Annotated in this window: 16 protein-coding genes; 6 read left to right on the top strand and 10 right to left on the bottom strand. The window is 73.6% G+C overall.

Translation table 11 applies throughout. The features are described 5' to 3' along the window. A partial coding sequence (locus V1633_RS36495; protein ID WP_331213790.1) for an IS5 family transposase occupies positions 1-813 on the top strand: 813 nt, incomplete at its 5' end. Positions 814-827: 14 nt separating this feature from the next. Here the strand turns inward: V1633_RS36495 and V1633_RS36500 are convergent. From V1633_RS36500 to V1633_RS36520, 5 genes are all read right to left on the bottom strand, one after another. Then, a complete protein-coding gene (locus V1633_RS36500) occupies positions 828-2687 on the bottom strand; it encodes an ABC transporter ATP-binding protein (RefSeq protein WP_331218756.1) in 1860 nt (619 codons plus the stop codon). After that, positions 2684-4378 (bottom strand): ABC transporter ATP-binding protein, encoded by a 1695-nt coding sequence (locus V1633_RS36505; protein ID WP_331218757.1) that lies wholly within the window; start codon positions 4376-4378, stop codon positions 2684-2686. The genes V1633_RS36500 and V1633_RS36505 overlap by 4 nt, the downstream gene beginning before the upstream one ends. A gap of 182 nt (positions 4379-4560) precedes the next feature. After that, complete coding sequence (locus V1633_RS36510; protein WP_331218758.1) at positions 4561-6006, bottom strand: M20/M25/M40 family metallo-hydrolase; 1446 nt, start codon at positions 6004-6006, stop codon at positions 4561-4563. 202 nt (positions 6007-6208) lie between these two features. Next, positions 6209-6559: a hypothetical protein gene (locus V1633_RS36515; protein ID WP_331218759.1), complete on the bottom strand. Its 351-nt coding sequence runs from the start codon at positions 6557-6559 to the stop codon at positions 6209-6211. Between the two features lie 49 nt (positions 6560-6608). After that, positions 6609-7607, bottom strand: a complete 999-nt coding sequence (locus V1633_RS36520; RefSeq protein ID WP_331218760.1) for an LLM class flavin-dependent oxidoreductase — start codon at positions 7605-7607, stop codon at positions 6609-6611. Positions 7608-7805: 198 nt separating this feature from the next. Here V1633_RS36520 and V1633_RS36525 point away from each other — a divergent pair, with 198 nt between their 5' ends. Then, positions 7806-8852: a LacI family DNA-binding transcriptional regulator gene (locus V1633_RS36525; RefSeq protein ID WP_331218761.1), complete on the top strand. Its 1047-nt coding sequence runs from the start codon at positions 7806-7808 to the stop codon at positions 8850-8852. Positions 8853-8960: 108 nt separating this feature from the next. Here the strand turns inward: V1633_RS36525 and V1633_RS36530 are convergent, their stop codons facing one another. Further along, positions 8961-10208: a low temperature requirement protein A gene (locus V1633_RS36530; protein WP_331218762.1), complete on the bottom strand. Its 1248-nt coding sequence runs from the start codon at positions 10206-10208 to the stop codon at positions 8961-8963. Between the two features lie 254 nt (positions 10209-10462). Between V1633_RS36530 and V1633_RS36535 the strand changes: the two genes are divergently transcribed. Next, positions 10463-10630: a hypothetical protein gene (locus tag V1633_RS36535; protein WP_331218763.1), complete on the top strand. Its 168-nt coding sequence runs from the start codon at positions 10463-10465 to the stop codon at positions 10628-10630. Positions 10631-10782: 152 nt separating this feature from the next. Here V1633_RS36535 and V1633_RS36540 read toward each other — a convergent pair whose 3' ends face one another. After that, complete coding sequence (locus V1633_RS36540; RefSeq protein WP_331218764.1) at positions 10783-11916, bottom strand: acetate/propionate family kinase; 1134 nt, start codon at positions 11914-11916, stop codon at positions 10783-10785. A gap of 184 nt (positions 11917-12100) precedes the next feature. On the opposite strand from V1633_RS36540, the gene V1633_RS36545 reads away from it, so the two are divergent. Next, a complete protein-coding gene (locus V1633_RS36545; RefSeq protein WP_331218765.1) occupies positions 12101-12502 on the top strand; it encodes a winged helix-turn-helix transcriptional regulator in 402 nt (133 codons plus the stop codon). Between the two features lie 81 nt (positions 12503-12583). On the opposite strand, the gene V1633_RS36550 is transcribed toward V1633_RS36545, so the two are convergent. Further along, a complete protein-coding gene (locus V1633_RS36550) occupies positions 12584-14161 on the bottom strand; it encodes a restriction endonuclease (protein WP_331218766.1) in 1578 nt (525 codons plus the stop codon). 403 nt (positions 14162-14564) lie between these two features. On the opposite strand from V1633_RS36550, the gene V1633_RS36555 reads away from it, so the two are divergent. After that, a complete protein-coding gene (locus V1633_RS36555) occupies positions 14565-15062 on the top strand; it encodes a hypothetical protein (RefSeq protein WP_331218767.1) in 498 nt (165 codons plus the stop codon). A 62-nt stretch (positions 15063-15124) separates the two neighbouring features. Here the strand turns inward: V1633_RS36555 and V1633_RS36560 are convergent, their stop codons facing one another. Next, positions 15125-16051, bottom strand: coding sequence for a YcnI family copper-binding membrane protein (locus tag V1633_RS36560; protein ID WP_331218768.1), 927 nt, complete (start codon positions 16049-16051; stop codon positions 15125-15127). A 197-nt stretch (positions 16052-16248) separates the two neighbouring features. On the opposite strand from V1633_RS36560, the gene V1633_RS36565 reads away from it, so the two are divergent. Next, the gene (locus tag V1633_RS36565; protein ID WP_331218769.1) at positions 16249-17439 is read left to right on the top strand and encodes a monooxygenase; all 1191 of its coding nucleotides are present in this window, start codon (positions 16249-16251) and stop codon (positions 17437-17439) included. A gap of 70 nt (positions 17440-17509) precedes the next feature. Here V1633_RS36565 and V1633_RS36570 read toward each other — a convergent pair whose 3' ends face one another. Further along, entirely contained in the window at positions 17510-20872 is a 3363-nt protein-coding gene (locus V1633_RS36570; RefSeq protein WP_331218770.1) for a hypothetical protein, read from the bottom strand. Positions 20873-20901: the final 29 nt, after the last annotated feature.

Here is a 20901-nt window from a genome sequence, read left to right on the forward strand (position 1 = left end):
GACGCCCAGTGGGAGATCCTCGCCGGGCTGCTACCCGAGCCCGCGTGTCGACGGCCCAGCGGCGGCCGGCCGGAACGTCACCACCGCCGGGCGATCATCGACGCGATCTTCTACCTCGTCGACAACGGGGTGAAGTGGCGGGCCCTGCCGGTGGACTTCCCACCCTGGGCCACGGTCTACGGCTTCCACGCCCGATGGAGTGACAACCTGACGGTGATCGAACTGACGGGCCGTCTGCGCGCCGCCCTACGGGTGGCTCATGGCCGCCAACCCGACCCCACCGCGGGTTGTATCGACGCCCAGTCCGTGTCCGAGACCGCCGAGGCCACCGTGCCGAAGACGACCAGCGGCTTCGACCCCCACAAACGGGTCAACGGACGGAAACGACACATCCTCGTCGACACCCTCGGCCTACTCATCGCCGTCCACGTCACCGCCGCCGACACCCACGACCGCGACGGGGCGTCACCCCTGCTGCACACCGCCGCCGCAGTGGGTGTCCGCCACCTCTGGGCCGACAAGGCCTACCGAGGCGACCTCGTCACCCGGACACGAGACAACCTCGGCATCACCATCGAGATCGCCACCGAACCCAGCAAAGGCAAGGGCTTCCAGGTCGTGCCCCGACGATGGGTGGTCGAGCGGACGTTCGCCTGGATCAGCCGCCGACGCCGCTGCGCCCGCGACTACGAACGCCTACCCGACCACCACGAAGCCATCGTCTACTGGGCCGCCATCATCCAGATGAGCCGACGACAAGCCCACATGACCTACCACAAACCCCAACACCAGGTTCAGAAACAGGCTCTATAGGAAGGGCCCCTTCCTCACACCCGGGTGCCGGTCCAGGCGGACCAGAGGGCGGCGTACCGGCCCCGCGCGGCGACGAGCTCCCGGTGGGTCCCGACCTCGGCCACCCGGCCGGCGTCGAGCACGATCACCCGGTCCGCCTCCGCTGCCTGGGTGAGCCGGTGCGCGACGACGAGCCCGGTACGCCCACGCAGGGCCCGGGTCGCGGCGGTCTCCAGCAGGCGGGCGCCGACACTGCCGGCCTCGGCGGTGGCCTCGTCGAGGATGGCGACCGGTGGGGCGGCCAGGACGAGCCGGGCCAGCGCGAGCTGCTGCTCCTGGGCCGGTGTGAGCCGGTACCCGCCGTCCCCGACGACGGTGGCCAGGCCGTCGGGCAGAGCCCGTACCCAGTCCAGGGCGTCGACCCGGTCGAGGGCGGTACGCATCTCGTCGTCGGTGGCACCCGGTCGGGCCAGCCGGAGGTCCTCGACCAGCGGTCCGGCGAAGACGTGCACCTCCTGGCTGATCAGCGCCACGGTGCGGCCGGCCACCTCGGTGTCGAGTTCGTCGATCGGCACTCCGCCGAGTCGGATGACGCCGCCGTCCGGCCGGTGGATCCCGGCGATCAGCTTGGCCAGGGTCGTCTTGCCCGCGCCGCTGGTGCCGACCAGGGCGACCCGTTCGTTCGGCGCCACGCTGAAGCTGACGTCCCGGAGCACGTCGTGACCGGGGGTGTAGGCGTACCGCAGCCCCTTGACCTCGATCTGGATTCCGATCGGGCCGGGCTCGGTCGTACGGGCCGGGTCGACCGGACCGAGCCTGTCGCTCACCTGGGCCGGGCCCGGCACCCGGGCGGCGGAGCGGGCCGGTGGCGCCAGCCGGCTGACGCCGACCAGTCGGAACAGGCTGGCCGCCGCCGACTGCGCGTCGTCGATCAGGCTGAGCGCGGCGTTGAGCGGGTTGAACAGGTTGTGGAAGTAGAGCGCGGCGGCCGCCGCCGTACCGACGCTCACCGCGTCCGCCCGGACCAGCAGGAACCCGGCGACCAGTACGGTGGTCAGCCCGATGAACTCGGCGAGGTTGAGCCGCCCGTAGAACCGGGTCACCAGCCCGATCCCGCGCAGGGTGAGGTCGACGGCGGCACCGGAGCGTTCGGCGACCCGGGCCAGGTGCGGCTCGGTGAGCCGGAACGCGCGTACCGTACGCGCCCCGCCGATGGTGTCGAGCAGTTGCTGCTGCTGTACGCCGAGCGCGACCCGTTGGCGGGCGTAGAGCGGCAGCGCCCGCCGGCCGTACCAGCGGACGGTGTGCAGTTGCACCGGTACGGCGAGCAGGGCGGCCAGCAGGAAACGCCAGTCCAGCACGGCGAGCCCGACCAGGGTCAGGACGATGGTCAGCAGCGAGCGGGCCAGCTGCGGCAGTGCGGTCCGGACCGCGTCGGCGATGACCGTGACGTCCCCGGTGACCCGGGCGGTCAGGTCGCCGGAGCCGGCCCGTTCCACCTGCTCCAGCGGTAGTGCCAGGACCCGGTCGACGAACCGTTCGCGCAGTTCGGCGAGCATGCCCTCGCCGAGCCGGGCGACCAGCGCCAGGCCGAGGGCCAGCAGCACACCCTGCCCGACCGCGATCGCGACGAGCAGCAGCGCCGGGCCGGTGACCGTACCGGGGGGCCGGCGGTCGACGGCGAGGTCCACGATCCGGCCGAGCAGCGGGGCGGTGAGCAGGCCGACCGCGGTGGCGGCGAGGAGCAGCCCGAACGCGCGTACGACGAGCAGCCGGCGGGGTCGGAGCAGTTCGCGCAGGGCGTCGCGGACCTGTGGACCGGTCGCGGTCGGCAGCAGGGTGCCGGCTTCGGCGGCGCCCGTCGTCGTTCCGTCACCGGGTTCGGCGGCGGTCACGTCAGCACCGCCGCCCGGTAGTCGGCGTCGTCCCGGAGCAGGTCCGGGTGGCGGCCGTCGGCGCGTACCGCCCCGGCGTCGAGCAGGACGACCCGGTCGGTGACGGCGAGCAGGGCCGGACTCGTGGTCACCAGCAGGGTGGTGCTGCCGCGCCGCAGCGCGCGTACGCCGTCGGCGATCCGGGCCTCGGTGGCCGCGTCGACGGCGGTTGTCGGGTCGTGCAGGACCAGGACGGGTGTTCCGGCGGCGAGCGCCCGGGCCAGTGCCACCCGCTGACGTTGGCCGCCGGACAGTGAGCGGCCGCCTTCGGCGAGCCTGGTCCGCACGCCGTCGGGCAGGGCCCGGGCGACCTCGTCGACGTCGGCGGCGGCGAGGGCGGGTGTCACGTCTTCCGGAGCGGACGCGGCGGCGGTGACGTTGTCGAGCAGGCTGCCCTCGAACAGGTCCGCCTCGTGCGGTGCGACCAGGACGGCGGCGCGCAACCGCCCCGGATCGAGGGTGGGTAGCGGCACGTCGTCCAGCTCGATCCGGCCGGTCTCCGGGTCGACCTCCCGGGCCAGACAGCGGAGCAGGTCGGTGGCGGCCACCGGGTCGGTCGCCACGACGCCGAGCAGTTCCCCGGGTTCGGTGTGGAGGTTGACACCGCGCAGCGCGCCGTACCGGACGTCGTGCAGGCGGAGCCGGCCGCGTACCGGCTCCGCCGGGCGGTCGTCGCCGCCGGCGGTCGCGGGCGGCGCGCCGAGCACCGTGGCGATCCGCGCGGCGGAGGCCCGGCCCTGGGCGAACTCCGCGTTGACCCAGCTGAGGGTGGAGAGCGGGCCGAGCAGGAAGAGGGCCAGGCCGACGGCGGCGACGAGCTGCCCGACACTGATCTCGTCCTGGGTGGCGAGCCGTCCGCCGAGCAGACCGACCGCCGCGACGAAGACTCCGGTGGCCACCAGCAGGATGCCGTCGTGCCAGGCCCGGGCCCGGGCGGCCCGGACGGTGGCGGCGAGGGAGTGCTGGCTGGCGAGTCGGTACCGGTCCGCCGCCGCCGGTGCGGCGCCGAGGCCCTTGAGCACCCGCAGGCCGGCGACCAGGTCGGCGGCCAGCCCCGAGGCGTACGCCGCCCGCTCCTGCTCGGCGGAGCTGCGGTGCTCCAACGGCCGGCCGAGGAGCTGTGCCAGCCAGAGCAGCAGGGGCGCGCCGACCAGGACCAGCAGCCCCAGGGGTACGGAGACGACGAGCAGGGCCACCCCGCCGACCAGGAGTCCGGCCAGTGCGCCGGTGCCGGCGCCGAGCGCCAGGTTGACCATGCCGACCCGTTCCGCGTCGCTGGTGGCGATCGACGCCAGCGCACCGGGCAGGTGGCGGTGCTCGGCGCCGCCCCGGTGGTCCAGGACCCGGCCGGTGACGGCGATCCGCAGCTGGTGCGCGGCCTGTTCGGCGGCACGTTCCCCGGCGCGGGCCCCGTACCGGAAACCGGTGGACAGGGCCGCGAACATGACGGCCAGGACGCCGATCCAGAGCAACAGGTCGACGATGCCGCCCCGACCGACCGCGCGGTCGATGACCACCCCGATCAGTACCGGGATGAGCGCCTCGCCGCCCTGGTGGGCGGCGTTGAGCACCGCGCTGGTGACGACGTGCCGCGCCTGGCCGGTGACGGCACCGGTCAGGACGGTACGTGCCGTGGGTGGTCCGGTCCGCACGTCTGTTTGTCCGTTCGTGGTGAGGTTAGGCTAACCTACACCAGCGGGTGCCCGAGGCGCCCGGGGGCCGTGGCGGTCGGCGGACCGATCGGGTCCCCCGGAACGCGCGCGGCGGCCGGGGAACCGGGCGGTTGACCCGGTCACCCCGGCCGCCGGGACACGACGGGCGGGACGCCCTCCGGTCAGGGCCGGCGGGCGGTCGCGTACGCGGCCGAACCGATCAGTTCCAGCGACACCTGGAGCCGGTCCAGGCTGATGTTCTTCGCGATGGTGTCCTCGGGGCTGTGGTACGGCGGCTCCAGAATCGCCGGCGACTCCTCGCCCCGCCAGGAGAAGTTGGCGCTGGCGATGCCGACCTCCTGGAAGGACTGGTGGTCGCTCGACCCGCGCTGGGTCACCGCGGAGATCCGTGGCTGGTAGCCGAGCCGGGTCGCGGCGGCGGCCACCTCCTCGGTCGCCCGGTTCGCCTGCCCGGTGAACGAGAGCAGCCAGTAGCGGGTCGCCGGATCCCAGCTGGTGGCGACCATGTCGTTCTGGTAGACGGCGACGATGCGGTCACGTTCGGCCTGGGAGAGTTGGGCGACGTAGTGCCGGGAGCCGAGCAGACCCTGTTCCTCCGAACCCCAGAGCGCGAAGCGGACGGTCGCGTCGACCGGCAGTCCGCGCAGCGCGCGGGCCACCTCCAGGCAGAGCACGGTGCCCGAACCGTCGTCGTTGGCACCCGGTGCGCCGATCACGGTGTCGTAGTGGGCGCTCACCATGACCACCGGCCCGGTGTTGCCGGACCGTCGCGGTCTCCGCTCGGCCAGCACGTTGTGCGAGGTGAGGCCACGGTGGGCGGTGGTGGCCACGGTCAGCGTGAGCGGCCGGTGGGCGAGCAGTTCCCGCAGCCGGTGCTTCTGGGCCTGGGCCACCCCGACCACCGGTACCGGCACCGGTTGGTTGGCCGAACCGGGCAGGGTCGGTGCGAAGGCCTGGGCCCGGCGCGGTTCCACCAGGTCGGCAGGGAGGAAGACCACCGCCGCCGCCTGTCGTTCCAGCGCGGTGGCGACGAGCTGCTCGCGTCGCGAGGAGACGTAGTCGACCAGCACGATCGCGCCTGCCACGTCGGCCGGGTAGGCCTCCGGTGTGCCCGCGCCGACGTCCACCACCCGGCCGGTCACCCGGGTGTCGAGGGCGGCCTGCGGTGACGCCCCGACCTGCCAGTTCAGGTCGTCCGGCAGGTCCGGGCAGGCGCTGAGCCGGGCCAGGAACTTGTCCGCCACCCCGAACGGCTGCAGTGTCGTGTCGTATCCCAGTTTGTCCAGAGCCCGGGCCAGGTAGTCGGCGGCGGCGCGTTCCGAGGGGGTGCCGCCGATCCGCGGGCCGATCCCTTCGGCGAGGTGCCGCAGATCGGCGAGCGCCCGCTTCGCCGACACCCGGTTGACGATGACCCGGTCGTACGGGGTGAGTGCGGGCGGCCGGACGGCGCCCGGCCGTTGGTCGGTTGCCGCCCAGGCCGGTGTGACCGTGGCGATCGCGGCGGCGCCGCCGAGGCCGAGTGCGAGGGCACGACGGCGGGTCAGTGGGTTTCGAGGGGAGGCGACGGATTGATCGGCGGCGGGGGAGGGTTCGAATCGGTTGTCCAATGTGACCTCCTGGCTGCGCTGGCCTGGGCCGGTGGTACCGGCCCGGTCCCACGGGGGCTGCGCACCACGGTGTCCCGTGATCAACAGTGCAAGGAATGTAGCCCCGCCGATCGGCCGATTCAAGATCGAATCCAGGTGTGTCGGCCGGTGTGGGTGACCTTTCGGGACGGTCCGCGCGACCTTCCCGCCCCGGCGACGGGACTCAGTCCTCCGTCGACGGTTCGGGCGGCTCGTCCGGCGACATCCCGGTGTCGAGGTGGCGGTCGACGAGCGGCTGCGGGGCGCCGGCCTCGAGCAGCAGGTCGACCGCGATGATCGCGTACCAGGTGTCGGCGAGGGCGTGCCGGGCCGCGGCCTCGGCGAGCACGTCGGGTCCGGCGGCCAGGTCGGCCAGCTCGGCGAGGGCGTCGCTCCGGGTCAGCCCTTCCCGGTAGCCGCCGGCATGGTCGGTGGCGATGCGGTGCGCCCGGGAGAGCAGGAGGTGTCGGTCGACGGGGCGGTGGACGGGGGTGGACACGTCCGGGTCGCTGATCGGGTCTCGGCTGTCGAACACCTCGACATTCTATCGAACACGTGTTCGAAACGGTAACTCGCCGCGCTGGTCAGCGCGTACGCAACACCTCCACCAGTTCGCCGAACCGGTCCACCGCCGCGGCGCCGTCCACCGCCGCCACCTGGAACGCCAGCAGGTCGGGGTGGAGCCGGTCCCGCAGTCGTGCGCAGAAGTCGAGGAGGTCGCGAGGGCTGCCCACCCGCCGGTAGCGGGAGAGGATCCACCCGGGACCGAGCCGGTCGGCCGTCCGGCGTAGCCGGGACGGATCCGTGACCTGCAGTCGTCCGGGCGTACGCAGGCCACGCCACGGCCGCAGCGCCCGCAACGCCTCCTCGTCACTGTCGGCGAGTACGACAAACGTGGTCAGCACGACCGCCGGCGGCGTACGACCGGCCGCCTCGGCGGCGGCCCGCGCCACGTCGACGACCCGCCGGCCGGTGTCCTCGGGGTCCTTCACCGAGGTGAGCACCCCGTCCGCGAGTCGTCCGGCGGTGGCCGCCGAGCGCGGCCCGGCCGCGGCCAGGTGGATCGGCACCGGGGTCGTCGGCGGACTGAACAGCCGGGCCGCCGAGACCGGGTAGTACGCCCCGTCCGGCCGGTCCACCGTGTCGCCGTCGAGCAACGGCCGGAGCAGGCCGAGCGCCTCCGTCATCCGGGCCAGCCGCTCGGCGTACCGGGGAAAACCGTCGTGCGGCGGAAACCGCCCCAGGACCGCCTCGTTGACCGCCTCGCCGGTGCCGACCCCGAGGGTGAACCGCCCCCCGGACAGCCGGTCGACGGTGGCCGCGGCCTGCGCGACCAGCACCGGATGCTGCCGGAACAGGGGGCAGGCCACGGCCGACAGCAGGCCGGCGCGCCCGGTCGCGACCGCCAGCGCGCCCAGGGTGGCCCAGCTGAAGCCGGCGGCCCCGGCGTCGTCGACCCAGGGCTGCAGGTGGTCGGAGACGAGCAACACGTCGAAGCCGCTGCGCTCGGCGTGCCGGGCCTGCTCGACGAGCAGTTCCGGCTGCCACTCCTCGTGGCCGAGAAACCAGCCGTAGCGGGTCACCGGTCTCCCTTCGTCCACAGGGGTCGAATGCCGCGATCGGACCGGACGGTCAGGACCGGAACACGCCGCGGAGCCATATCATCGTCGATGTAACAAGCATGCAGGGCGACGCATCGACGTGGTCCGCGAGGACTTACGGGCCCGTCCCGGCCGCCCGCACCCCGTACGTGCCGATCGCCGCTGTCACCGGGAGCAGACATGAGAACCCAGCGCGGCCGGGTCGCCGGTCGCCCCACCCTGAGTGAGGTCGCGGCCCGTGCCGGAGTCGGGCGGGGTACGGCGTCCCGGGTGGTCAACAACTCGTCCCAGGTCAGCCCGATGCTCCGGGCCGCGGTCTGGGAGGCCGTCCGGGAACTCGGGTACGTGCCGAACCGGGCCGCCCGGACCCTGGTCACCCAGCGGACCGACTCGGTGGCGCTGGTCATCTCGGAATCAGGCGACCGGGCCTTCGGCGAACCGTTCTTCGCCGACATCGCGCGCGGCGTCAGCGCCGGCCTGGCCGAGACACCGCTGCAACTGTGGCTGTCCTGGATCCAGTCCCCGGGCGGTCGGGAGAAGATGGAGCACCAGCTCACCGACCAGCACGTCGACGGCGTGATGCTGATCTCCCTGCACGACGCCGACCCGCTGCCGGGACTGCTGGTGGAGCGGGGACTGCCGGTCGTACTCGGTGGGCGCCCCGCCCGGATGCTCGACCCGGCAGCGCAGCCGGCGTACTTCGTGGACGTGGACAACGTCGGTGGGGCCCGGCAGGCGGTCGAGTACCTGGCGGCGACCGGGCACCAGGCCATCGCGACCATCGCCGGACCGCAGGACATGGGCGTCGGGGTGAACCGGCTCGAGGGATACCGGGCGGCACTCGCCGCGTACGGCCACCCGGTCCGGGAGGACCTGATCGCGTACGGCGACTTCAGCGCGGAGAGCGGGATCGCCGCGATGCGCCGGCTGTTGCTGGTCCGCGGTGACCTGGACGCGGTCTTCGCCGCCTCGGACCTGATGGCGCTCGGCGCGATGCAGGTGCTGCACGAGGCGGGCCGGCGCATCCCGGAGGACGTCGCGGTTGTCGGTTACGAGAACTCCTCGCTCGCCCTGCACTCCCATCCACCGCTCACCTCCGTGCACCAGCCGGTGATCACGATGGGCCGGGAGATGGCCCGGTTGCTCGCCGCCCAGATCCGGGGCGACGAGATTCCCTCACCGGCGGTGTTCCTGGCGACCCACCTGGTCCGGCGCGGATCGGCCTGACCGGCGCGGATCGGCCTGACCGGCGGGGCTCCGGTGGCTGAGGGCGGACGGGCCGCCCGGGTCGGGACCGTGCGGCGGGACGGTGTTGCCGGCCGAGCCGGCCGGCGGTCATCCCTGGGCGTGCGAACCGGCGGCGCGGGCCGCGACGACCGAGCTGACGGCCGCGGTCGCCACCACCACCAGGGAGGCGAGGACGGAGAGGACCACCGGTTCGAGCAGCGGGCCGAGCGGGGCGAGCCCGACCAGCACGACAACCGCGACGAGGTACGGCAGCGCGCGTACCTCCAGGACCAACCTCTTGAACAGGAAGAACCCGACCAGGAAGAGCGCCGGACCGGCGAGTACGCCGAAGACGACCGGCGAGTGTGTCGTACCGGTGGGGTGGGTGATGGTGAGTTCGTCGCCGACCGCGGTCAGGATGATCCCGGCGACCATCGGGATGTGCAGGTAGGTGTAGGCGGAACGGCCCAGCCGCCCCGGCTCCTCGGAGGCCGCGATCGCCGCCTGCGCCGCGCCGGCGCTCCGGTCGAAGTAGATCCACCACAACCCGACCGTGCCCAGGAAGTTGGCGGCGAGCGCGATCAGGGTGGCCGGGTCCGGCCGGGCGTGTTGCAGGGTAGAACCGGTGACCAGGATGGACTCGCCCAGGGCGATGATGATGAACAGTCGGGCCCGTTCGGCGAGGTGGGCTCCGCTGATCGCCCATTCGCTCGCCAGGGACCGTCCCCAGCCCGGTACGTAGAAGCCGCACGCCGCCGACGTCGTGTCGAGGAACACCGCCGCGGCCCACAGGGCGGTCCGGGTCGAACCGGAGACGACGCCGCCGGCCAGCCAGAGTGGTGCCGACACGGCGCGCCAGGTCAGCAGGCGCTGGAGGTTGCGACGGAGGGCCGGCTGCCCGGGGAGCGTCGACACCACGAACAGCGAGCGCCCGACCTCGAGCACCACGTACGCGCCGGCGAACCAGAGCCCCCGGTCGCCGTACGCCTCGGGGATGGCCGAGGACATCACCAGGCTGACCCCGGCCAACACGATCAACATCAGCCGGATCCGGTTCCGGTCCGGGTCGAACCAGTTGGTGATCCACGCGGTGTCGACCCAGGCCCACCAGACGGCGAGCAGCAGCAGGCCGGCCTGCGCCGTACCGACTGGGGTCAGCCGGCCCAGCAGCAGTTCGGTCAGCTGGGTCACCGCGAGGACGTACACCACGTCGAAGAACAGTTCGATCGAGGTGACCGGCCGGTCCTGTTCCCGCCGTAGCGGGTCGGACCGGACACCGTGCCGGGTCAACCTGACCTCCACCGGGATCGTCGCGCTGGTATCCGCCGGGGTCGGACGCTCGCGGTAGCCGGGCATCGGGGATTGAAGCCACCATACCTACGCCTAACCCCCAGAACTACCGTTACCGTTCAACCGGGCAGGTCAAGGGGCGGCACCACCTCCCACCGGGCACGCTCGCCGACACGTGCCGGGTCCGGCTGCCGCCGCTGTTTGCGGGCCGGGCAGGAGGGGGAAGCGAGCATCCGATCGTCGATCCGTACGCCAGCTCTCGTGACACACCGAAGCCGCCCGGGGCGGACGAGCATGGGGAAATGCCCAGCGGAGGAGAGATGCCGGTTCTTGCCAAGAAGGTCCTGACCTGGCTGTTCGTCGGGTTTCTGATCTTCTTCATCGCCTTCCGACCGGATGGCGCCGCCGACCTGGTCGAGACCATCGGCGCGGTCCTGATGGCCATCGCCCAGGGGATCGGCGACTTCCTCACCCGGCTGATGGCCTGAGCCGAGCCGCCATCCGTAGCCGGCACGGCCGCGCGTGGGCGGCAGGTCGATCCGTCGCCGGCACAGCCACCCACCGGCGGCAGGGCGGTCCCGTCGGGCTCACGGCCGTCCGTCGCGGACCGCCCGCCGGTCCGGCGAAGGCCGGCCGGCGGTCAGTCCAGCGCCGCGATGGTCTCCGCCGCGACCTGCAGATCCTCCCGGGGCTCGACGACCAGCACCGGCACGGCGGCACCCGGTGCGGAGACGATCGAGTCGGTCTCCCGGTTTCCCCCCACGGGTGGCCCGACGCCGAGCAGCCGGAGTCCCGCACAGACGTCGCGTCGCACCTCCGGCTGGTCCCAACCGATCTCACCGGTGAAGACGAGGGCGTCCAGCCGGTCCAGACCGGTGGCGGCGGCGGCCAGCTCCCGGCGTACCCGATGGGCGAAGACGGCGAGCGCGAGGGCCGCGGCCGGATCGTCCGGGGCGGCGGCGACCAGGTCACGGGTGTCCCCGGACCGGTTGTCGGAGAGTCCGAGCAGGCCGGCCCGGTGGTTGAGCCCGTCGGTCAACTCGGCCAGGCTGAGTCGGTTGTCGTCGAGCAGCCAGAGCAGCATCCCCGGATCGACGGCACCGGAACGCTTCGACATCGGTACCCCGTCCAGCGGGGTGAAGCCCATCGAGGTGTCGACGCTGTGCCCGTCGCGGACCGCGCAGACCGAGGCACCGCCGCCGAGGTGCGCCAGCAGCACCTGCAGGTCGCCGACCGGTCGGTCGAGCAGTTCGGCGGTCCGGCGCAGGGCGTAGGCGTAGGAGAGGCCGTGGAAGCCGTACCGGCGCAGCCCCCACCGGCGCCGCCAGTCGGCCGGCAGCGGATAGGTCGCCGCCGCCTCCGGCAGCCGCGCGTGGAAGGCGGTGTCCGGGCAGAGCACCTGGGGTACGTCGGGCAACTGCTCCCGGATCCGGTCGAGCAGATGCAGCGCCGGCGGTAGATGCAGCGGGGCGAGGGTGGCCAGCCCGTCCAGTTCGGCGCGGATCGAGTCGTCGAGCCGGGTCGGGGCCCGGACCAGATCGCCGCCGTGCACCAGCCGGTGGCCGACGGCGTCGGGGCGGTCGTGGGCGGCGACGAACTCCCGGACGAGTCTGTCCGCCGCCCCGGAACCCGGTGGTTCCGCCCGCTCCAGGCCGTCGACGAGACGGCCGTCCCGGACGTAGTTCAGTCGCAGACTCGACGAGCCGGCGTTGACGGTCAGCACGGTCCGGGAGTCGGGTCGCCGTGCCGGGTCACTGGTCGTCGCGGCAGACATCCGGCCCCCTCAGCGCATTCTTCCCCCGGTGGACCGCCTTACCCGGACGGGCCCGGATCAGTCCTCGACGGGTCGGTCGCCCGGTTCCGGGGTCCGCCGGCACCGGCCGGAACCCTCTCCATGGGCTACGATCTGTTACCGGTCTAGCCCTGACCAGCGGCGGCGCGAGGAGGAGGCACCCGGGATGTCCCAGCGGCACGGCGAACCGCCGTCGCCGGCGTCGTCCGGGATCGGCCACACCTGCACGGCCCGCGAGGTGCTCGACCGGGTCGGCGGCAAGTGGAGCATCGCCATCATCATCGAGGCCAGTCGGCGACCGGTCCGCTTCACCGAACTGGAGCGGACCGTCGAGGGGATCAGCCGCCGGATGCTCGCCCTCACCCTGCGCAACCTGGAACGGGACGGCCTGCTGACCCGTACGGTCCATCCCACCGTGCCGCCCCGGGTCGAGTACACCGCCACCGAGATCGCCCGGGAGCTCTACGAGGCGCTGGTGACCCTCACCGGCTGGGCCGAGCGGCACCGGGCCGCGGTCGCCGCCGCCCGTGAGGCGTACGACCGCCGGCAGGGTGACCGCAGGTGCTGACCGGGGACGGGCCCGCTGACCTTCGTCGGCCCGGGTGGTCCACCGTCCGGCCCGCCGGATGACCGGACGGGCCGGCGGCGGTCAGCCCTGACCCGGATCGATCCGGGCCCGTACGTCGGCGTGCTCGGCGAGCAGGTGCAGCAGATTCGAGCCGTCGATCAGTTCCAGCGGCTTGCCGGAGGCGAACTCGACCGAATCCGGGCCGTAGCTGCTGGTGGTGACCAGGATCCCCTTGGTCGCACCCTCGTCGAGGACGGTGCCGAACAGGTCCCGTACCGCGGAGACGTCCATCGTGCCCCGGTGGCGCCGGGCCTGGATGACCACCTTGCCGCCGAAGATGGGCCGGGGGTCGAACGCCACGCAGTCGACGCCGCCGTCCGGAGCTGCCCGGGTCGTCTTGGTCTCCAGACCCAGTTTGGCGAAGAGGTCCCGGATCACGCCCTCGAACTCGGCCGTGTTGAGCGCGAGCAGGTTGGGCCGCTGGTCCAGGTCGGCCAGGACGTCGACCTCGTCGACAAAACGCTTGTCGACCACGTCGAACTCGAGCACCGGCCGGACCGGGACCAGATCCTCGGGACGGCTCGAGATGGCCGCCCGCAGATGCCGTAGGCAGGCGCCCGGATCCACCTTGGCCAGGTTGATCGAGGTGAACCCCTCCCGGTCGGTGCGCAGCGTCACCAGGCAGGGGCGCACCGACCGGCCGGTGCCGGGGTGGACCGTCTCGACGATGCCGTTGAAGACGATCGTCTCCACCAGCCGGGTCCGGTCGGCCTCGAAGAGTTCGTGCACCGTACGCAGCGCGACCTGGGTGATCACCTCGACGTACCGCTGGTGGATCTCCTCGGCCGACCGGACGACGCTGAGCACCTCGTCCCGCGCCTTGACGTACCGGTACTCCCGGATCCGAGGGATGACGGTGACCGTCGGGAGCAGGTACTCCACCACGATGAGCCGGGAGTCGGGCACGTAGGCGAGCCGGTACCGCTGCGGGAAGTCCTCCGGATAGACCGAGTTGCCGAGGACCAGGCCGAAGTACTTGACCACGGCGTTCGGCTCGGCGGCGGCGAGTGCCGCGCCGAACTCGTCGATCTCGCTGTTGTGGCTGGCGACCTGCGCGTCGAGCTGCTGGCAGCGCTGCTCGTACGTGCGCCGGGCCTGGGCGAGCCGCTGCTGCCTGGTCGACTCGACGGCCGCGTGTTTCGCCTTCGCCTTCTCGAACGCCTGCTCCGCCTCGGCCAGCAGTCGCTGGTAACGCGACTCGCCGCCGAACATCTTGTCCAGGGTGTTCGGCGTCGGTGGCGCGAACCGGCGCCAGTCCGGGGCCTTCACCGGGACCCCGAGGTCACCCGGGTCGAACGGCGGATAGGTCGACTGCTTCTTGAGGCGTTCCAGCTCGATGTGGTCGTCGATGGCCAGTGTGGTGCGCAGGAGGTTGTCGAGTTCGTCCAGTTGGGACTGGAGGTTGGCGTTCGCCGCCGCCACCCGCTTCGACCGGGCCTCGGCGTAGAGCCGTTTGCGCTCGCGCTCGTCGGCCTCGGCCGCGCGTTCCGCGGCCCGCCGGGCGTTCTCGGCCTCCCAGAGCATCTGCTGATGCTGCTGGTACGTGGTGGCCTGGGCGCGTTGCGCGGCGTGCACCTGCTGCGCGTGCGCCCGCTGCATCTGCCCCATCATGCCCATGTGCGTCCCCGATCAGCGCTCGATCAGCGGTCACCTGAGGTGACCCGTGTGACCTTCCCCCCGACGCGACGTCCACCGCCGTCACCCGATCCGTGCCCACCCGGTGTCCTACTCACCCGGTGCCCGCCCCGCCCGGTACGTGTCCATCCGGTGTCCGCCGCATCCGATGCCTGCACATTCTGGTTCGACGGCCACCGGTCCGTCCAGCGGGAACCCAGGGTAGCCGTCGGGGGCGACACCGGCGCCCCGTGACCGCTCGGGCGTCCGGGTCGGTGGCCCTCGCCCGGCCCGATCCCGGGGCGGTCCGCTCCCAGGTCGGGAACACCCAGGTCGGGGCCGGGGTGGCCGCGGTCGGCGCGGTGCGGGCGGTGCTAGTGTCCCGCGGGTGACCGACGCAGACGTGTACCTCGCCGCCCAGCCGCGCCTCGACACCGTCGTGACGGAGTTCCAGTCCGACGCGCGCCGGCTCCGGAGCGACTACGCCGGGATGGCCTGGATCGGCGACCAGCCGGATTCCGACACCGGCCTGTTGGGCCCGGACTACCAGCAGCGGGACGTGGACTCGCAGCTCTTCCTGCCCGACACCCACTGGTACGACCTGGACGCGCTCGACGACATCGAGGTGCAGGTCAGCGTGGGCCTGCTCCAGGTGGCCAACACCGCGCTGCGGTCCCAGGGGCTGGTGGGTGCCCTCGCCGAACCGGTCGTCGAGTTCTTCGAGCACCCCGAGGGGGAGCCGGGGGTCGGGCTCTGCCTCGGCCTGCGGGGTCGGATCTTCTCCAACCTGGGCGTCTCCTACCGGGTGACCGTGCTGTGCCCGCCCGAGGCGGTGCTGCGCCGGGGCGAGACCGCCGAGGCCGAGGCGGTGGACACCGAGGAGTGACCACCGCCGTGCCGGGGTGGACGCCGCCGACCGTCGTCGGTGGGCGGCGCCCGACCGCCGGTTCACTCGCGTAGCCGCCACGCCCGGGACGGCCGACCGCCCTGCCCGCTCGACGCCGGCCCGGTGCCGGCGTCGACCGGCAGTTCCGTCGCGTAATCGGCGGCCACCGGGCGGACCGTGCCGGGGTCGGCTGCCCGACCCGGGCCGGCGACCGCCGCCGGGTCGCCGCTGTCGGCGTCGACCGGAGGCGCCGCCCCGGTGCCGGCGGTGGCCGGCGACGGCCCGCCGCCCGGGTCGGTCCGCCGGCGGCGCAGGAACACCCAGGCGGTGATCGCCACGCCGCCGAGCAGTCCGGCGGCGGTCCCGACCGCCAGCGGACCGAATCCGTTCGACTCGTCGGCGGCCGGTGCCGCGCCCTGGGTCTGCGGTCCGGGGTCCGCCCCGGCGTCGGCCGGCAGCAGGGTGAGGACCGGCGCGGCGTGGGCCGGCCGGCCGCCGTCGGCCGACGGCGGTTGGTCCCACCTGGTGACGACACCGTCCGAGTACGTCTGCAGCACCGTGAACACCAGCTGTCCGACCTCCGGCAGCGGACCGAGGGACATGCTCAACTCGACCGGGGCGCCCTTCGCGGCATCCTCGGCCCGGAACCAGGTGATCCCGGCGACGACCTCGGTGGTCCGCCCGCCGTGATGCCCGCCGTCGAGGGGCTGGTCCAGGGTCCGCATGGCCACCCGGGGCGCCCAGCCCGGCACCGACATCGGGGTCGTCTCCGCGATCGGCGTCGACTCCGGCAGTCGTACCTCGATCCGAGTGGTGTGAACCTTCGCCCGGTCCTCGGTCACCCGGAAGGTCAGCTTCACCGCCTCGCCGCGCACCGCCCGGCCCGGGGTCACCGTCACGTCCGCCGAGGCGGGCGTCGCCCCGAACGCCGTACCGACGACGGTCGCCGCGACCATGCCGACCGTCCACCACACCGCCCTGCGACCCACGCGAAAGCCCCTCCGTCCGACCGGCGCCGCCGACCAACCTCGACACTCCAGATAGTTCGGCCGGGACGCGGAAAAGGTTCAACCGGGAACCTATCCGCTCCGCCGCGAGTGCCAACTCTGGCCCGCACCGTCGCCATTCCGACAGATTCTTCGGATAATTCGGTTGAGCCCGGATCTCGAACCGGAGGCTGACAGTTATGCGAGACGTGCATCGACGCGTACGGCGACTCTCCACCGCGGCGGCCCTGCTGACCGCCCTCGTCCTGAGCGCTTCCTGCGGCACCGGCCGGCAGACCGGGGCGGACCCCAGCCCACCCGTCCCGAGCAGCCCGCACGGCGGTCACGGCCAGCCGTTCGAGGTGCCGCCGGCCGCACCGTTGCGGGACGGCGAGCGCTTCGTCAACCTGTCCATGCCGGAGCCGTACCGCCCGGCGGCCCCGAACGGCGGTACCGACGAGTACCGCTGCTTCCTGGTCGACCCGGCCCTGACCGATCCGGCGTACCTGACCGGCAGCCAGTTCCTGCCGCAGAACGCGGAGATCGTGCACCACGCGATCTTCTTCCGGATCGAGCCCGCCGAGGTCGAGTCGGTACGGCGGTTCGACGCGGAGTCCCCGGGACCGGGCTGGACCTGCTTCGGCGACACCGGCGTCGGCCAGGCGGCCTGGGTGGCCCACTGGGCACCGGGCGCCAACGAGACGCTGCTCGCGCCGGGCCTCGGCTACCCGATGCCGCCCGGCAGCCAACTGGCCATGCAGGTGCACTACAACCTGCTGACCGCACCGGGCGAGACGGCCGGCACCGACCAGTCCGGCATCCGGCTGCGGCTGGCCGACGGCCGGGCCGACGTCGACCCGCTCGCCACCGAACTGCTGGCCGCGCCGGTCGAACTGCCCTGCGCCGCCGGCGAGTCCGGGGAACTGTGCGACCGGACGGCCGCGCTGCGCGACGTGCACCGGCGGTTCGGCACCGAGTCCGGTCGACGGGCTGACCAACTCAACGCCGCCTGCAACCGGGGCGAGGCGCCGGTGCCGGGCAGCACCCAGCACTGCGACCACCAGGTCACCCGGCCCGGCCTGGTGCACGCCCTCGGCGGCCACATGCACCTGCTCGGCCGGGCGGTCAGGGTGGAACTCAATCCCGGCACACCCGGCGCCCGGACCCTGCTCGACGTGCCCGCGTACGACTTCGACAACCAGGCGATCCGTCCGCTGGCCGAACCGGTCGAGGTCAGGACCGGCGACGTCTACCGGGTCACCTGCACGCACGACGCGACGCTGCGGGCCCGCCTGCCGCAGTTGCGCGACTCGCCACCCCGGTACGTCGTCTGGGGCGAGGGCACCAGCGACGAGATGTGTCTCGGCCTGGTCATCTGGTCCCAGCGGTGAGGAAGGGGCCCTTCCTGTCGCTTCCAATACGGGAAGGGCCCCCTGTCAACCGTTCTTCCGGCGGGCGCGGTCAACTCATCACGAGGTCGAGGGCGGCGGTCCGTACGTCCGGCACCGGGTGCCGGCGCAGCCGGTGCAGCAGTTCCCGCCACGGCGTACGCCAGCCGTACCGGCCACCGACGCCGACCAGGGCGACGGCGAAGAGGCCCGAGGCGAGGTCACCCCGGTCGGCGAGTCGGGCGCCCGCCTCGACCAGGACGCCGGCGTCCCGGCCCGCCAACTCGACGGTGACCCGGTGACCGAGCCGTTCGGCGAGCCGGCCGGCCAGCACGGGCCGCCCGGCGGCCAGCTCCGCCAGCTCCTCGAGGTCGGTGACCAGGCCGTCGGCGACTTTTAGCCGGGCCAGCAGGCCGAGCAGCCGGGCCGCCGACGGCACGTACTCCGGGTGCCCGGCGAGGGCGCGGGCGGCGTCCCGGGCCGGCGTCCGGTCCAGTTCGGGGTCGGCGTTCCCCGCGAACCAGCTCATCTGGTCGACCAGGGCGTCGATCCGGCGCCGGGCCGGCCGGTCCGCCGTCGGCACGCCCGGCTCGGTGTCGGCGGCGTCGAGTCGGAGCAGCGCCGCCAACGCCGCCTCGAACAGCGCGGAACCGCCGTCGGGCCGACGCAGGGCCGGTTCGGCGAGCAGCCGGGTGAACGCGGCGGCGACGGCCGGCCAGGTCTGCTCGTCGTCCAGTTCGGACACCGCCCCGACGACAACGTCCACCAGGTCGGGGGCCCAGGGCGCCCAGGCCGGCAGGGCGGCCCAGGCGGACCGGGCCACCGGCCGGTCGGGATGCCGGCAGAGCCGTACGACCAGCGCCGCGTACCGGTGTCGGTGCGACGGCGCGGTGGTCGCGGCCGGATTGTCGAGCAGCGCGAGCAGTTCCTCCCGACGGCCGGCGGCGACGACCTCGTCCAGGATCTGCCAGCTCGACGGCAGGTCGAGCCGGCACAGCGCGGCGGAGACCACGGCCGACCGGACGTCCCGGTGCTGGTCCGGCCTGGACCAGGCGGCGAGCAGCGGTTCCCGCGCCTGCGGCCCACCGAACCGGCCGAGCAGCCGGACCGCCTCCTTGCGGCTGGTCACCTTGCCGCGACCGGTCGCGATCCCGCCGAGTACCGCCGGCAGCCGCGACGGGGCGACGAACCGCACCGCCCGGCCGGCCGCGTACGTGGCGACCCGGGCGCGCTCGGTGTCGGCGTGGGCGAGCAGGACCGGTAGCGCCTCGGCCGGCCGGTCGGTCCAGGGCAGCGCCCCGAGCGCCGCCTCGGCGAGGTTGACGTTCGGCGAATCGAGGTGACGCTCGACCACCGCCCGACCGTGTTCCGGCACCCGGGCCGCGTTGACGATCGCCGAGACCCGTACGTGCACCGGGAAGCCGGCGTCGGCGGCGACCCGGTCCAACAGGTCCACCAGGGCCCGCTGCTGGCGCGGCAGCCACCGGTCGACGTACCGGGTCGACGGTGGTGTCCACCGGTGGCCGGTGCTGAGGAACCTGCCGGCCGGCACCGGACCGGGCAGCACCAGGTCGAGCAGGTCCGTACGGTGGCCGGCGACGGCCTCCCACACCGGGTGGAGGGCGATCGCCGACGGGTCGACGCGGAGCACCTCCTCGACCCGTGTCGCCCGGGTGGCCGGATCCGCCAACCAGAGCGGTACGGCCCGCCGGACGTCGGTCGACACCACGTCGGGTTCGATCGCCCGGCGCAGCAGGCGTTGCAGGTCCGGCAGGGCCCAGGCCCGCCGGCCCAGGGTCTCGGCGACGGCCAGCAGCGGCTGGAACTCGGCCCGGTTGACGCACTCGGTGAGCCACGGTCGTACCGTGTCGAAGAAGTCGCGTGCCTGACCACGGCGTAGTCCGGTGCCGAGCGCACCGAGCGGAGGCACCCGCTGTCCGTGGAACAGCCGCTGGAAGGTCCGCCACGACCACTGCGCCAGCACCGGCTGGTCCGGGTGGTGCCGCAGTACGGCCACCGCGAACGTGCTCAGCGCGGTCAGGCTCGCGCCGGAGGCGTCCCGGGCCTCGGTGGTGTCGGTGACGATCCGCTCCAGGGTCCCGACCGAGGCGGCGGTGAGCGGCCGGGCCAGTCCGGCCAGGGCCAGCAGGACCCGGGCCCGGACCGGATCCTGCTCGTTGCGCAGCCGGAGCAACTGGTCGAGCGTGGTGGCGACGGCGTCCGGGTCGGCGCTGCGGTACGCGGCGGCCAGCAGCAGTTCGTACCCGGTGGCCCGGTCCTCGGCGGTGGCCCGCCGGGTCGCGGCGGTCAGCGCCGGCGCCGCCTCCGGCCAGGGCAGGAACGCGGTGTACCGCAGCGTCGCGGCCTCGTCGTCGCTGATCCGGGGCAGGGCCAGGATCCGCCGTGCCTCCCGGTACCGCCACCGGCGCGGCAGCACGGCCAGCACCGCCTCGTCGGTGACCTGGTGGTCGCTGACCACCGGTGCCGTCACCGCGTCGTACAGCGCGCCCCGCCGGCTCGGCGGCACCGCGTCCAGCAGCCGGGCGAAGGCGGTGCCGTTGTCGCGCAGCCGGTCGGCGAGCACGGTCAGGTCCGCCGGGTCGAGCCGGCCCAGCCGGTCGAGGAGGGCGGACGGCAGCCGTACCTGCCGCAGCCACTGCGCCCGCTCGGGCCGGGTCAGCAACCGGACCACCCGGTACGGGTCGGCGACGGCGAGTACGCCGTACCAGCTGAGTTCGCCCGGCAGGTACGTCGCCGGGGCGTACCGGTCCAGCAGGTCCAGCAGCTCGTGCGGCGCGGTTCCGCCGGCGGTCCGGAGCAGCGGGCCGCCGCACCGCAGCCACCACTCCTGGCGGCCGGCGGGGGAGAGGCCCGGCAGGGTACGGATCGCGTACCGGAGCACCGGGTCGCGGTGGTGCCGGACCAGGTTGGTCCAGTTGGCGACCGCGTGTTCGAGTTCAGGCAGCAGCCGCTCGACGGTCTCGGCGCCACAGCCGGGCAGCAGCCGGGCGGCCTCGGGATCGCCGTACCGGGACCGGACCGGGTCGACCAGCTGGTCGGCGAGACCGGTCCGGGGCAGCCGGCTGAGCGTCCGGTACACCAGGTGCCGGGTCAGCACCGGTGCGTCGGCCAGCAGCGCGGTCACCTCGGCGGCGTCCAGCCAGCCGGCGCGCAGCGCCGCCCGGAGCGCCGTCGCCCGGATCACGGGGTCGTCGTCGACCAGCGCCGCGCCGACCTCGTCGGGGTCCCGGGCGATCTGGGCCATCATCAGGGCCAGGTGCCGCCGCTGACGGTCGCCGGCGCGCAACCCGGCCAGTGTGGTGGCGAGGACACCGTCGGCGGTCAGCGCGGCGACGGCCGGCGCGAGCCGCCGCATCCGTTCCGGGTACGGCAACGGTTCCCATTCGGCCAGCAGCTGATCGGTACGGGTCGACATGGTTGATCATTCTGCGGCAACCCCCGCCC

The sequence above is a fragment of the Plantactinospora sonchi genome, assembly GCF_036422035.1.
GTDB classification, from domain to species: domain Bacteria; phylum Actinomycetota; class Actinomycetes; order Mycobacteriales; family Micromonosporaceae; genus Plantactinospora; species Plantactinospora sonchi.